This is a genomic window from Enterobacter cloacae complex sp. 394F7, assembly GCF_057320385.1.
In genome coordinates this window covers 1-12,749 of the sequence record NZ_JBXWCS010000028.1, presented here as the reverse complement: position 1 = coordinate 12,749, position 12,749 = coordinate 1, and the positions used below count along the sequence as shown (strand labels likewise).

The following is a 12,749-nucleotide window of genomic DNA, read 5'->3' as shown; positions in this document are numbered from 1 at the left end:
GTTACAGCAGTCTTCGGTGGAGCGGTAGTTCAGTCGGTTAGAATACCTGCCTGTCACGCAGGGGGTCGCGGGTTCGAGTCCCGTCCGTTCCGCCACTTATTAAGACATTAAGCCTGCCTTGTCGGCAGGCTTAATGACAAAAAACTTTAGGGGCGTAGCTCAGTTGGTAGAGCACCGGTCTCCAAAACCGGGTGTCGCGAGTTCGAGTCTCTCCGCCCCTGCCATATAGAATCCTTTGCTTCGGCAAAGGATTTTTTTTGCCTTCAACATGGCCAAAATCCCTTCCTAATCAAAAAATGCAGCCAGCTATTATGCTGGCTGGTAAATCATTCCATGATATTGATTTTTAATAGATCTTTTATCTGCGATTGCTTATCGCTGTTCTGCAGCCAGATTGCATACAGCGGCCTGGAAAGCGTAGTGGAATCCAGTACGGTATGGAGTCCCGGTTTACTGTCTGCCCAGCAAACGGGTAACCACGTGCAGCCCTTTAGCAAGGAAAGCTGTTGGCAGGCGATCTCCGCTGAGCTGGTTGTTAACTGTGGAACATCGTCAGGGGCGATCAAACCGGTTTCATGCTGTTGAAAATCGGGGCCCCATTCAAGCCGCAGATAGGTTAGATCGGACTTCATCATCGCAGGCTCAGAAGCATACAGAGCCAGACCAAACTGCCCAACAATCTGGCTGCTAAATTCGTCCATCTTGGGGGCTTCAGTGGTGATCAGCAGATCAAGCTGGCGCTCGTGAAGTTGCTTAACCAGCGACTGCCGTTGCGCAATTCTGGCCTCAAATTGCAAATGCCCATGCGAATGGTATAACCGCGAAAGCCACTGACTGAGCATACATTCCCACAGGGAGGCGCTGGCCCCGATCGAGAACTCATTGTGCCTGGACGTATGAGCCACCTCTTTACGGGCCGCCTGCCAGGTATTCATCAACGTTTCTGCATACGGGAGCAGTTTCTCACCGGCTGGCGTTAAGCGGATATTGTTGCGGTGACGGGTAAATAGATTCACACCCAATTGATTTTCCAGCTGTCGAATACGAAAACTGACCGCTGACTGCGTCAGATAGAGGGCTTCAGCTGCTCGCCCGAAGTGGCGTGTCCTGCTCACTTCAAGGAAAGTTTTTAGCAATTCCGTATCCACATCTTTCTCCACAAAATTATTTGTCGTTATGATTTAAATGTTTTGTTTTACACTCTGTCAAGCGTAACTAATACTCCGCGCCATAAATAGCTCGGCCAAAGAATTAGGAGCGTGTAGGATGGCGGAAAGCTTTACGACGACTAATCGTTTTTTCGACAATAAAAATTATCCACGCGGGTTCTCTCGTCACGGCGATTTCACCATCAAAGAGGCGCAATTGCTTGAGCGTCATGGTTATGCCTTTAACGAGCTGGATCTGGGTAAACGTGAGCCTGCGACTGAAGACGAAAAACAGTTTGTTGCTGTTTGTCGCGGTGAGCGTGAGCCGCAGTCTGAAGCAGAACGTGTATGGATCAAGTACATGGCACGCATCAAGCGTCCAAAGCGTTTCCATACGCTGTCTGGCGGTAAGCCGCAGATGGAAGGTGCTGAAGACTACACCGAGTCTGACGACTAAGTTGATGAGAAAAGGAGCTTCGGCTCCTTTTTTTATGCCAGTAATTTTTGCAGGTGCAGCAACAACCGATCTATGGCGCGATAGCTCAGCGCTTCCTGCAGATGGTGTCTTTCAATCTCTGGGTCTCCTTCCACATCGGCAATAGTGCGAGCCACTTTCAGCAGGCGCTGCCATGCACGGATCGAGAGCCCAAATCGCGTCAATGTCTCTTCAAGCCAGCAGGCATCCTCAGCCTTAAGATGGCAAAACTGCCGAATCTCAGCATTATCCAGACGCGCATTTAGCTTATGTTGACGAGCGTACTGTCGGGCCTGTGAGGTGATAACCCGTTCGCGAACCTTCGCTGTGCTCTCACCGCGTATCGTTGTCTGGCTGAGCAAACCAGGGGGCGGTAAGGGGATCTCCAGGGATAAATCAAAACGATCGAGGAAAGGGCCTGACAGCTTCCCCAGATAGCGCAGCGTCTGCTCAGGCGTGCAGCGATTATGATTTCCCTGATAATGGCCTGATGGGCTGGGGTTCATGGCGGCAACCAGCTGGAACTGTGCCGGGTAGCTTATTTTGGCGCGCGTGCGGGAGATATGGATCTCGCCAGATTCGATAGGTTCCCGCAGGGCATCCAGTACGCGGCGTTCAAACTCAGGCAGTTCATCAAGGAACAGGATGCCATTGTGTGCCAGCGAGATCTCTCCCGGCCCCGGAATGGAGCCCCCTCCGACCATGGCCGTCAGGGAGGCACTGTGATGGGGAGAGCGAAAAGGGCGTCGTCGCCACTGTTTTTGCAATGATGCAGAGCTCACCAGGCTAAATATCGCTGCGCTTTCAAGTGCCTCATGATTATTGAGTGGTGGCAATAACCCATTCAGCCTGCTCGCCAGCATGGTTTTCCCTGTTCCCGGCGGGCCAATCAGCAACAGGTTATGTCCTCCGGCTGCGGTGATCTCCAGTGCCCGCTTCCCCTGCTCCTGCCCGATAATATCGCTGAGGTCGTCCGGGCTTTCAGGCAGGATATCTCCGGTTTCCTCTGGCTCGGAGAGGGTAAGTCGGCCTTCAAGGTGCGCGCAGACTTCCTGTAAATGCCCCGCGACCAGGCATCCTTTCTCGGCAATCAGGCTCACTTCTGAGGCATTTTCATTGGCTACAATAATTTGTCGACCGGCATAAATGGCTTCCAGCGCACCAGAGATGGCGCCAGGAACGCCTCTTAACGCGCCTGTAAGCGCCAGTTCGCCAATGAACTCGTACGAGCCTAGCCTCGCAGTGTTGAGCTGCTCAGAGGCTGCGAGAAGCGCAATAGCGATAGGTAAATCGTATCGTCCGCCCTCCTTGGGCAGATCTGCGGGAGCAAGGTTGATCGTGATCTTCTTGGCGGGGAAGGTATAACCGCTATTGATAATTGCGCTGCGAACCCGATCTCTGGCTTCTTTGACCGTGGTTTCTGGCAAGCCGACAAGCGTTAGCCCAGGGAGCCCATTACTCAGATGAACCTCCACAGAAATAAGCGGTGCCTTTACTCCGATCGCCGCACGCGTGTAAACAACTGACAGTGACATAAGCACCTCCTCAGTGAGTCACTATGTCAGTATTGATTTTGCCTGTTGAGCGTCAGTTGGCTGATTTACGACGCTCATTCCTGCTTTTTAGCGACATAGTGTAACTATTTCACTCATTCGGAAGCTATCTCGCAAAGAGAAGGACGGAACGCTGTAGAGCGCTAAAACACACCAAAAAAATGAAAAATATTCACCATCTACTTTCCTTATATAAAACAAAGCTTTTCAGGAATATGATTTGCCTGCTAATCAAATCCGTCATAAATAAATCTTGTGTTTGGTTTGATAACTGTGATAACTCTTTAGGCATTCCTTCGAACAAGATGCACAAAGAACCGAAAATGACAGCCCTTCTACTAGTGATTAGCCTGGTCGTGATTAGCGTGGTGGTGATTATTATCCCACCGTGCGGGGCTGCACTTGGACGAGGAAAGGCTTAGAAATCAAGCCTTAACGAACTAAGACCCCCGCACCGAAAGGTCCGGGGGTTTTTTTATGACTAAAAAACTTAAACGAGGAGCAGAGAATGACAAATAGCACAAAATTCTGTTTCTCCCGATTTATGACGGGGAACTAACTATGAATGGGGCACAGTGGGTAGTACATGCGTTGCGCGCACAGGGAGTCGAAACCGTCTTTGGTTATCCGGGAGGCGCAATTATGCCGATTTACGATGCACTGTATGACGGCGGCGTGGAACACCTCTTGTGCCGACACGAGCAGGGCGCAGCCATGGCGGCCATTGGCTATGCACGTGCCACCGGTAAAACGGGCGTCTGCATGGCAACGTCTGGACCGGGCGCCACAAACCTGATCACCGGTCTGGCTGACGCGCTGCTCGATTCCGTTCCCGTGGTGGCGATCACCGGCCAGGTGGCCTCACCCTTCATCGGTACTGATGCCTTCCAGGAAGTCGATGTGCTCGGCTTGTCGCTGGCCTGTACCAAACACAGCTTCCTCGTGCAGTCCCTCGAAGAACTGCCAGGCGTGATGGCGGAAGCGTTCCGTATTGCCAGCTCTGACCGTCCTGGCCCGGTTCTGGTGGATATCCCGAAAGATATTCAGGTCGCACTCGGCGAGCTGGAACCGCACTTCTCCACCGTTGAGAGTGACGACGCGTTCCCACATGCGGAAGTCGAAGAGGCGCGTCGGATGCTGGCGCAGGCAGCCCAGCCGATGCTGTACGTCGGCGGCGGCGTCGGCATGGCACAGGCAGTTCCGGCCCTGCGCGAATTTATCGCGGTAACGCAAATGCCTGCCACCTGCACGCTGAAAGGGTTGGGCGCAGTAGATGCTGACTATCCATACTACCTGGGCATGCTGGGGATGCACGGCACCAAAGCGGCAAACCTGGCGGTGCAGGAGTGTGATTTGCTGATTGCCGTCGGTGCCCGTTTTGACGATCGCGTGACCGGCAAGCTGAATACCTTCGCGCCAAATGCCAAAGTTATCCATATGGATATCGACCCGGCGGAAATGAACAAACTGCGTCAGGCGCATGTTGCGCTGCAGGGCGATCTCAACACGCTGCTGCCGGCGTTACAGCAGCCTTTGAATATCGGCGAGTGGCGCCAGCACACGGCTGAAATGCGTGCCGAGCACGCCTGGCGTTACGACCATCCGGGTGAGGCCATCTATGCGCCGCTGTTGTTGAAGCAGTTGTCTGATCGTAAACCGGCAGACAGCGTAGTGACGACCGATGTCGGCCAGCACCAGATGTGGTCTGCGCAGCACATGACCTACACCCGCCCGGAAAACTTCATCACCTCCAGCGGATTAGGCACGATGGGCTTCGGCCTGCCTGCCGCGGTGGGTGCTCAGGTTGCCCGTCCAAACGATACGGTCATCTGTATCTCCGGTGACGGCTCCTTCATGATGAACGTTCAGGAGTTGGGCACCGTTAAGCGTAAACAATTGCCGCTGAAGATCGTGTTGCTCGATAACCAGCGTTTAGGGATGGTGCGCCAGTGGCAGCAGCTGTTCTTCGAGGAGCGCTACAGCGAAACCACCCTGACTGATAACCCCGATTTCCTCACTCTGGCCAGCGCCTTTGGCATTCCTGGACAGCACATCACCCGTAAAGACCAGGTTGAAGCGGCACTCGACACCATGCTGTCAAGCGAAGGGCCTTACCTGCTTCATGTCTCAATCGACGAGCTTGAGAACGTCTGGCCGTTGGTACCGCCAGGTGCCAGTAACTCACAAATGCTGGAGAAATTATCATGATGCAACATCAGGTCGCTGTTCAGGCTCGCTTCAATCCAGAGACATTAGAGCGCGTTTTGCGCGTGGTCCGTCATCGTGGCTTTCAGATTTGCTCTATGAATATGGAGACGGCCACTGACGCCCAAAATATCAGTATCGAATTAACCGTTGCCAGCCCGCGCCCGGTCGACTTACTGTTTAGTCAGTTATCAAAGCTGGTGGATGTTGCCCATGTTGCCATCTGCCAGAGCACAACCACATCACAACAAATCCGCGCCTGAGCGTGACAGGAAGAGAAAATGACGACAAAAAAAGCTGATTACATTTGGTTCAATGGTGAGATGGTTCGTTGGGAGGACGCGAAGGTCCACGTGATGTCCCATGCGCTGCACTACGGTACGTCTGTGTTTGAAGGCATCCGTTGCTACGACTCTCACAAAGGGCCAGTGGTGTTCCGTCATCGTGAACATATGCAGCGTCTGCATGACTCAGCCAAAATTTATCGTTTCCCGGTTTCTCAGAGCGTTGATGAGCTGATGGAAGCCTGCCGCGAGGTGATTCGTAAGAACAACCTGACCAGCGCCTATATTCGTCCGCTGGTCTTCGTGGGTGACGTGGGCATGGGCGTAAACCCGCCAGCCGGTTACACCACTGACGTGATCATTGCTGCGTTCCCGTGGGGGGCGTACCTGGGTGCAGAAGCGCTGGAGCAGGGGATCGACGCAATGGTCTCGTCCTGGAACCGCGTGGCGCCTAATACCATCCCAACTGCGGCCAAGGCGGGCGGTAACTACCTCTCCTCACTGTTGGTCGGCAGCGAAGCGCGCCGCCACGGCTACCAGGAAGGCATCGCGCTGGACGTGAACGGTTATATCTCTGAAGGTGCAGGTGAGAACCTGTTTGAAGTGAAAGACGGTATCCTGTTCACCCCGCCGTTTACCTCTTCAGCCCTGCCGGGTATTACCCGTGACGCCATCATTAAGCTGGCGAAAGATCTGGGTATCGAAGTGCGTGAACAGGTTCTGTCCCGCGAATCCCTGTATCTGGCCGATGAAGTCTTTATGTCCGGTACGGCGGCTGAGATCACGCCGGTTCGCAGTGTAGACGGTATTCAGGTGGGCGCAGGCCGCTGTGGCCCGGTTACCAAACGTATTCAGCAAGCCTTCTTCGGCCTCTTCACCGGCGAAACAGAAGATAAATACGGCTGGTTGGATCAGGTTAATCAATAAGCATAAATATGGGGCGGCACGCACCGTCCCATTTAATAGTCAGACGGGAGTAAATAAAGCATGCCTAAGTATCGTTCCGCCACCACCACCCACGGCCGTAACATGGCGGGTGCCCGCGCACTGTGGCGCGCCACCGGGATGACCGACGCTGATTTCGGTAAACCTATCATCGCCGTGGTGAACTCCTTCACCCAGTTTGTGCCGGGCCATGTGCACCTGCGCGATCTCGGCAAACTGGTTGCTGAGCAAATTGAAGCTGCGGGCGGTGTGGCGAAAGAATTCAACACCATTGCGGTGGATGACGGTATCGCGATGGGGCACGGGGGCATGCTCTATTCACTGCCGTCGCGCGAGCTGATTGCCGACTCGGTGGAATACATGGTTAACGCGCACTGTGCGGATGCCATGGTCTGTATCTCCAACTGCGACAAAATCACCCCGGGGATGCTGATGGCTTCCCTGCGTCTGAACATTCCGGTAATTTTCGTCTCCGGTGGTCCTATGGAAGCGGGCAAGACCAAGCTTTCTGACAAAATCATCAAGCTCGACCTGGTCGATGCGATGATCCAGGGCGCGGATCCAAAAGTGTCTGACGAGCAGAGCAACCAGGTGGAACGCTCTGCGTGCCCAACCTGCGGCTCCTGTTCCGGGATGTTCACCGCCAACTCCATGAACTGTCTGACCGAAGCACTGGGCCTCTCTCAGCCGGGCAACGGTTCGCTGCTGGCGACGCACGCTGACCGTAAAGCGCTGTTCCTCAACGCCGGTAAGCGCATTGTTGAACTGACCAAACGTTACTACGAGCAGGACGATGCCAGCGCGCTGCCGCGCAACATAGCCAGCAAGGCGGCGTTCGAAAATGCCATGACGCTGGATATCGCCATGGGCGGTTCTACTAACACCGTTTTGCACCTGCTGGCTGCGGCGCAGGAAGCGGAAATCGACTTCACCATGAGCGATATCGATAAGCTGTCCCGCAAAGTGCCGCAACTGTGTAAAGTCGCGCCAAGCACCCAGAAATACCACATGGAAGACGTACACCGTGCGGGTGGCGTTATCGGTATTCTTGGCGAGCTGGATCGCGCCGGGCTGCTGAACCGCGATGTGAAGAACGTTCTCGGTCTGACGTTGCCGCAGACGCTGGATAAATATGACGTGATGCTGACTCAGGATGAGGCGGTGAAAAACATGTTCCGCGCGGGTCCGGCCGGTATTCGTACCACGCAGGCCTTCTCTCAGGATTGTCGCTGGGACACCCTGGATGATGACCGCGCCGAAGGCTGCATTCGTTCGCTGGAGCACGCCTACAGTAAAGACGGCGGTCTGGCCGTGCTGTACGGCAACTTTGCGGAAAACGGCTGCATCGTAAAAACCGCGGGCGTGGATGACAGCATCCTGAAATTCACCGGCCCGGCCAAAGTGTACGAAAGCCAGGACGAGGCGGTAGATGCCATCCTGGGCGGCAAAGTTGTGGAAGGCGACGTGGTGGTCATACGTTATGAAGGGCCGAAAGGCGGTCCAGGCATGCAGGAGATGCTCTACCCAACCACCTTCCTGAAATCGATGGGCCTCGGTAAAGCCTGTGCGTTGATCACCGACGGACGTTTCTCGGGCGGTACGTCCGGCCTCTCCATCGGCCATGTATCACCGGAAGCGGCGAGCGGCGGCAACATTGCGATCATCGAAGACGGTGACCTGATCGAAATCGACATTCCGAATCGCGGGATCCAGCTCAAGCTGAGCGATCAGGAGATCGCGGCTCGTCGTGAAGCACAGGAAGCGCGCGGCGATAAAGCCTGGACGCCGAAGGACCGCCAGCGTGAAGTCTCCTTCGCCCTGCGCGCTTACGCGAGCCTTGCGACCAGTGCAGACAAAGGCGCGGTACGCGATAAATCGAAACTTGGGGGCTAATGATGGCCGAGTCACAACCCTTATCCGCCGCCCCTGAGGGGGCGGAATATCTCCGGGCAGTGCTACGCGCGCCGGTCTATGAAGCGGTGCAGGTCACCCCGCTGCAGAAAATGGAAAAACTCTCTTCGCGCCTCGACAACGTGATTCTGGTGAAGCGCGAAGACCGTCAGCCGGTGCACAGCTTCAAGCTGCGCGGGGCCTACGCGATGATGGCCGGGTTGACCGACGAGCAAAAAGCACGCGGCGTGATTACCGCGTCGGCGGGCAACCACGCGCAGGGTGTGGCGTTCTCGTCTGCCCGTTTGGGGTTGAAAGCGCTGATCGTGATGCCGGTTGCCACGGCGGATATCAAAGTGGATGCGGTGCGTGGCTTCGGCGGCGAAGTGCTGCTCCACGGCGCTAACTTTGACGAAGCAAAAGCCAAAGCGATCGAGCTGGCGCAGCAGCAGGGCTTTACCTGGGTACCGCCGTTCGATCATCCGATGGTGATTGCAGGACAAGGTACCCTGGCGCTGGAACTGCTGCAGCAGGATGCCCATCTTGACCGCGTTTTCGTTCCGGTGGGCGGCGGTGGCTTAGCCGCAGGCGTAGCGGTGCTGATCAAACAGCTGATGCCGCAGATCAAAGTGATTGCCGTGGAAGCGGAAGATTCAGCCTGCCTGAAGGCCGCGCTGGATGCGGGTCATCCGGTCGATCTTCCGCGCGTTGGGCTGTTTGCCGAAGGCGTGGCGGTGAAACGTATTGGCGACGAAACCTTCCGTCTGTGCCAGGAGTATCTTGACGACATCGTCACCGTCGACAGCGATGCGATCTGCGCGGCGATGAAAGATCTCTTCGAGGATGTGCGTGCGGTAGCGGAACCGTCCGGCGCGCTGGCATTGGCTGGAATGAAAAAATACATTGCCCAGCACAACATTCGCGGCGAGCGCCTGGCGCACGTGCTCTCGGGTGCTAACGTCAACTTCCACGGTCTGCGTTACGTTTCTGAACGCTGCGAGCTGGGCGAGCAGCGTGAGGCCCTGCTGGCGGTGACCATTCCGGAAGAGAAGGGCAGCTTCCTGAAGTTCTGTCAGCTGCTTGGCGGCCGTTCGGTAACGGAGTTCAACTACCGTTTTGCCGATGCGAAAGACGCCTGTATTTTTGTCGGCGTGCGTTTAAGCCGCGGTCTGGAAGAGCGCAAAGAGATCCTCCACCTGCTGCACGAAGGCGGCTACAGCGTGGTCGATCTCTCTGACGATGAGATGGCGAAGCTGCACGTGCGTTATATGGTCGGCGGTCGTCCGTCGAAGCCGCTTAAGGAACGTCTTTACAGCTTTGAATTCCCGGAATCCCCGGGCGCGTTGCTGAAGTTCCTGCATACGCTGGGCACGCACTGGAACATCTCCCTGTTCCACTACCGCAGCCACGGCACCGACTATGGCCGCGTGCTGGCCGCGTTTGAACTGGCCGAGCACGAGCCGGATTTCGAAACGCGTCTGAACGAGCTGGGCTATGAGTGTCATGATGAAACCCACAACCCGGCGTTCCGTTTCTTCCTCGCGGGCTAATGGGAGGTCTGCGTATTGGTCGGGTAAGCGTAGCGCCACCCGACTTTAATGGTTCGGCAATATCTTCCAGAACGCATCAATAAGCGGCTCATGCAGCCGCTTTTTTTGTGCACACACGCCAAGCTCGAACGGTGTCTTTTCGTCGCTGCGCTCCAGAATCATCACGCGATTGCGCACCGGTTCCGGGCTGTTTTCCAGCACCACTTCCGGCAACAGCGCCACGCCGCAGCCAAGCGCCACCATCGAGACCATCGCCTCGTGTCCACCCACCGTCGCGTAAATCGACGGATTACTGATTTTCTGACGGCGGAACCAGAGTTCGATACGGCGTCGCACCGGACCCTGATCGGCCATGATAAACGGTACCGATGACCAGTCCGGCTTTTCCACCGACACCTGATTACGCACCGGGCAGGGTAGCGCCGGGGCGATCAGCACCACCGCCAGATTCTCCAGCATGGAGAACGCCACCGCGCCAGGCAGGGTTTCGGGCTTCCCGGCAATGGCCAGATCGGCTTCGCCTGTGACGACTTTTTCCATGGCATCGGCGGCATCGCCGGTGGTGAGCTTAATTTCAACCGAGGGATGCTCCGCGCGGAAGCGGTCAAGGATAGGGGGAAGATGGCTATAGGCGGCCGTTACGGAGCAGAAAATATGCAGTTCGCCGGATAAAGACGGCCCTTTCTGATCGATGGCGTGTCGTAGCTGCTGATACTGCAACAACGTCTGCTGAGCAAAGACCCGCAGCTCTTCGCCCGCTTCCGTGAGGGTAACGGTGCGATTATCCCGCACAAACAGCGGCTGGCCGAGGTCCTCTTCAAGGCGCTGGATCTGGCGCGAAAGCGTGGACGGGCTGACGTGCATAGCCCGGGCGCTACGGCCAAAATGGCGGCTTTCTGCCAGATGCAGGAACATTTTCAGATCGCGTAAATCCACGGATTCCACTCCCCCTTTTTACATTGCAGATATTGCAACGTGACGTTGTGAATATATCAATTTCCGCAATAAATTTCCTGTTGTAATGTGGGTACATTCTCGCTGAAACGCGAACCGAACAATAAGACACACAACATCACGAGGTATCACCCATGGCTAACTACTTTAATACACTGAACTTGCGCCAGCAGCTGGCGCAGCTGGGCAAATGCCGCTTCATGGCGCGCGATGAATTTGCTGATGGCGCGAGCTACCTTCAGGGTAAAAAAGTGGTCATCGTCGGCTGTGGCGCGCAGGGTCTGAACCAGGGCCTGAACATGCGTGACTCCGGGCTGGATATCTCTTACGCCCTGCGCAAAGAAGCAATTGCTGAAAAACGCGCTTCCTGGCGTAAAGCGACCGAAAACGGCTTCAAAGTGGGTACCTACGAAGAGCTGATCCCGCAGGCGGATCTGGTTGTTAACCTGACGCCAGACAAACAGCACTCTGATGTTGTGCGCTCCGTTCAGCCGCTGATGAAAGACGGCGCGGCGCTGGGTTACTCTCACGGCTTCAACATCGTTGAAGTGGGCGAGCAGATCCGTAAAGACATCACCGTAGTGATGGTGGCACCGAAGTGTCCGGGTACAGAAGTGCGTGAAGAGTACAAGCGTGGCTTCGGCGTGCCGACGCTGATTGCGGTTCACCCGGAAAACGATCCGAAAGGCGAAGGGATGGCGATCGCCAAAGCATGGGCAGCGGCTACTGGTGGCCACCGTGCGGGCGTTCTGGAATCTTCCTTCGTGGCTGAAGTGAAATCTGACCTGATGGGCGAGCAGACCATTCTGTGCGGCATGCTGCAGGCCGGTTCACTGCTGTGCTTCGATAAGCTGGTGGAAGAGGGTACCGACCCGGCATACGCAGAAAAACTGATTCAGTTCGGCTGGGAAACCATCACCGAAGCGCTGAAGCAGGGCGGTATCACGCTGATGATGGATCGTCTGTCCAACCCGGCGAAACTGCGTGCTTTCGCGCTGTCCGAACAGCTGAAAACCATTATGGCGCCGCTGTTCCAGAAACATATGGACGACATCATCTCCGGAGAGTTCTCTTCCGGCATGATGGCTGACTGGGCGAATGATGATAAGAAACTGCTGACCTGGCGTGAAGAGACCGGTAAGACCGCGTTCGAAACTGCGCCACAGTATGAAGGTAAAATCGGCGAGCAAGAGTACTTCGACAAAGGCGTACTGATGATCGCGATGGTAAAAGCGGGTGTTGAGCTGGCGTTCGAAACCATGGTGGATTCCGGCATCATCGAAGAGTCTGCGTACTACGAATCACTGCACGAGCTGCCGCTGATCGCGAACACCATTGCCCGTAAGCGTCTGTACGAAATGAACGTGGTTATCTCCGATACCGCTGAGTACGGCAACTACCTGTTCTCTTATGCATGCGTACCGCTGCTGAAAGAGTTCATGACCACCCTGCAACCGGGCGATCTGGGCAAAGCCATTGCGGAAGGTGCGGTAGACAACGCACAACTGCGCGATGTGAACGAAGCGATTCGCAGCCACCAGATCGAGAAAGTAGGTCACAAACTGCGTGGCTACATGACCGATATGAAACGTATCGCGGTAGCGGGTTAACAACCTTGTCGGGTGACGCTTCGCTTACCCGACCTTGTATTATCCTCCCGTACAGAAAGAACCGGCCAGTTCTTTCTGTCAGGCAGTCCACATGCCGTACCCGGCCTTAGGCCACGAGCCTGTATTGTAGATCCC

The 12,749-nt window shown here is 55.6% G+C and carries 12 protein-coding genes and 2 tRNA genes; 11 read left to right on the top strand and 3 right to left on the bottom strand.

The features are described 5' to 3' along the window. Positions 1–18 precede the first annotated feature (18 nt). Positions 19–95, top strand: a tRNA-Asp gene (locus tag AC2FAK_RS22690). A 53-nt stretch (positions 96–148) separates the two neighbouring features. Continuing rightward, a tRNA-Trp gene (locus tag AC2FAK_RS22685) sits at positions 149–224 on the top strand. A gap of 102 nt (positions 225–326) precedes the next feature. Here the strand turns inward: AC2FAK_RS22685 and hdfR are convergent. Continuing rightward, positions 327–1,148, bottom strand: a complete 822-nt coding sequence (hdfR, locus tag AC2FAK_RS22680; RefSeq protein WP_020685959.1) for an HTH-type transcriptional regulator HdfR — start codon at positions 1,146–1,148, stop codon at positions 327–329. Positions 1,149–1,266: 118 nt separating this feature from the next. On the opposite strand from hdfR, the gene AC2FAK_RS22675 reads away from it, so the two are divergent. Next, on the top strand, positions 1,267–1,605 hold the full coding sequence (locus AC2FAK_RS22675) for a MaoP family protein (protein ID WP_013099290.1): 339 nt from the start codon (positions 1,267–1,269) through the stop codon (positions 1,603–1,605). Positions 1,606–1,637: 32 nt separating this feature from the next. On the opposite strand, the gene AC2FAK_RS22670 is transcribed toward AC2FAK_RS22675, so the two are convergent. After that, the gene (locus tag AC2FAK_RS22670) at positions 1,638–3,158 is read right to left on the bottom strand and encodes a YifB family Mg chelatase-like AAA ATPase (protein WP_095455772.1); all 1,521 of its coding nucleotides are present in this window, start codon (positions 3,156–3,158) and stop codon (positions 1,638–1,640) included. Between the two features lie 341 nt (positions 3,159–3,499). On the opposite strand from AC2FAK_RS22670, the gene ilvL reads away from it, so the two are divergent. The 7 genes from ilvL (at position 3,500) to ilvA (ending at position 10,050) form a co-directional block, all read left to right on the top strand. After that, the gene (ilvL, locus tag AC2FAK_RS22665) at positions 3,500–3,598 is read left to right on the top strand and encodes an ilv operon leader peptide (protein WP_023620831.1); all 99 of its coding nucleotides are present in this window, start codon (positions 3,500–3,502) and stop codon (positions 3,596–3,598) included. 86 nt (positions 3,599–3,684) lie between these two features. Further along, positions 3,685–3,735 (top strand): peptide IlvX, encoded by a 51-nt coding sequence (gene ilvX / locus AC2FAK_RS22660; RefSeq protein ID WP_102046757.1) that lies wholly within the window; start codon positions 3,685–3,687, stop codon positions 3,733–3,735. A 2-nt stretch (positions 3,736–3,737) separates the two neighbouring features. After that, positions 3,738–5,384 carry an acetolactate synthase 2 catalytic subunit gene (gene ilvG, locus AC2FAK_RS22655; protein ID WP_095455773.1) on the top strand — a complete coding sequence of 549 codons (1,647 nt, stop codon included), beginning with the start codon at positions 3,738–3,740 and terminating at the stop codon, positions 5,382–5,384. Next, positions 5,381–5,644, top strand: a complete 264-nt coding sequence (gene ilvM, locus AC2FAK_RS22650) for an acetolactate synthase 2 small subunit (RefSeq protein WP_003860184.1) — start codon at positions 5,381–5,383, stop codon at positions 5,642–5,644. The genes ilvG and ilvM overlap by 4 nt, the downstream gene beginning before the upstream one ends. A gap of 18 nt (positions 5,645–5,662) precedes the next feature. Then, positions 5,663–6,592 (top strand): branched-chain-amino-acid transaminase, encoded by a 930-nt coding sequence (gene ilvE / locus AC2FAK_RS22645; protein WP_013099287.1) that lies wholly within the window; start codon positions 5,663–5,665, stop codon positions 6,590–6,592. Positions 6,593–6,652: 60 nt separating this feature from the next. Next, a complete protein-coding gene (gene ilvD / locus AC2FAK_RS22640) occupies positions 6,653–8,503 on the top strand; it encodes a dihydroxy-acid dehydratase (RefSeq protein WP_013099286.1) in 1,851 nt (616 codons plus the stop codon). 2 nt (positions 8,504–8,505) lie between these two features. After that, on the top strand, positions 8,506–10,050 hold the full coding sequence (gene ilvA, locus AC2FAK_RS22635; RefSeq protein ID WP_029883119.1) for a threonine ammonia-lyase, biosynthetic: 1,545 nt from the start codon (positions 8,506–8,508) through the stop codon (positions 10,048–10,050). 45 nt (positions 10,051–10,095) lie between these two features. On the opposite strand, the gene ilvY is transcribed toward ilvA, so the two are convergent. Continuing rightward, positions 10,096–10,986 carry an HTH-type transcriptional activator IlvY gene (gene ilvY, locus AC2FAK_RS22630; RefSeq protein WP_013099284.1) on the bottom strand — a complete coding sequence of 297 codons (891 nt, stop codon included), beginning with the start codon at positions 10,984–10,986 and terminating at the stop codon, positions 10,096–10,098. Positions 10,987–11,138: 152 nt separating this feature from the next. On the opposite strand from ilvY, the gene ilvC reads away from it, so the two are divergent. Next, a complete protein-coding gene (gene ilvC / locus AC2FAK_RS22625) occupies positions 11,139–12,614 on the top strand; it encodes a ketol-acid reductoisomerase (RefSeq protein ID WP_013099283.1) in 1,476 nt (491 codons plus the stop codon). The last annotated feature ends 135 nt before the right edge of the window (positions 12,615–12,749 follow it).

Coding starts and splice junctions, on each gene's coding strand:
- AC2FAK_RS22675 (WP_013099290.1), top strand. CDS start 1,267: ATGGCGGAAAGCTTTACGACGACTAATCGTTTTTTCGACAATAAAAAT.
- AC2FAK_RS22670 (WP_095455772.1), bottom strand. CDS start 3,158: ATGTCACTGTCAGTTGTTTACACGCGTGCGGCGATCGGAGTAAAGGCA.
- ilvL (WP_023620831.1), top strand. CDS start 3,500: ATGACAGCCCTTCTACTAGTGATTAGCCTGGTCGTGATTAGCGTGGTG.
- ilvG (WP_095455773.1), top strand. CDS start 3,738: ATGAATGGGGCACAGTGGGTAGTACATGCGTTGCGCGCACAGGGAGTC.
- ilvM (WP_003860184.1), top strand. CDS start 5,381: ATGATGCAACATCAGGTCGCTGTTCAGGCTCGCTTCAATCCAGAGACA.
- ilvE (WP_013099287.1), top strand. CDS start 5,663: ATGACGACAAAAAAAGCTGATTACATTTGGTTCAATGGTGAGATGGTT.
- ilvD (WP_013099286.1), top strand. CDS start 6,653: ATGCCTAAGTATCGTTCCGCCACCACCACCCACGGCCGTAACATGGCG.
- ilvA (WP_029883119.1), top strand. CDS start 8,506: ATGGCCGAGTCACAACCCTTATCCGCCGCCCCTGAGGGGGCGGAATAT.
- ilvC (WP_013099283.1), top strand. CDS start 11,139: ATGGCTAACTACTTTAATACACTGAACTTGCGCCAGCAGCTGGCGCAG.